This is a genomic window from Flavobacterium sp. ALJ2 (genome assembly GCF_015594725.1).
Classification (GTDB): domain Bacteria; phylum Bacteroidota; class Bacteroidia; order Flavobacteriales; family Flavobacteriaceae; genus Flavobacterium.
The window spans coordinates 1-436 of record NZ_JADNRC010000075.1 but is presented as its reverse complement, the minus strand read 5'-3'; the positions used below and the strand labels follow the sequence as shown (position 1 = coordinate 436).

The window sequence follows — 436 nt, the reverse complement described above, 5'->3', positions numbered from 1 at the left end:
GCCTCTGATAAGTCTTGCTTATCTTTTTCAACATCCCACCACCTATTTTCAAAAGTATCTCCATTCGGAAAGATTTCTATCTGATACTTGTTAAACTTTTGAGCTAAATTACTTCTACTGCTATTGTATAAGTTAATTATTGAATTAACTAACCCGTCAATTAACTTAAACTTTATCCAAAAAGAATTTATAATATTATTCTCATCGGTATATTCTATTTTATCATAACCGATTGCGCCCTCATCAATACTAAAAATAATATTAATTTTTCTCCATTTTATATCTCCTAATTTTGCAACAATTTCTTTATACTCAGCTTTCATCGTTAATAATTTATGGGTTTAAATACCTTTTTGATAGACTTCCGTCTAATTCACCATTCTTATAAATCTCAATATCAATAGATATTGGTCTCTTATTACTTCCGTCAAAATTA

Annotated in this window: 1 protein-coding gene; it reads right to left on the bottom strand. The window is 27.8% G+C overall.

Annotated features, from left to right (window positions below):
• Positions 1-323: hypothetical protein (locus IUY40_RS19275; RefSeq protein ID WP_195738466.1), on the bottom strand; the 323-nt coding region annotated here is incomplete at its 3' end.
• Between the last annotated feature and the right edge of the window lie 113 nt (positions 324-436).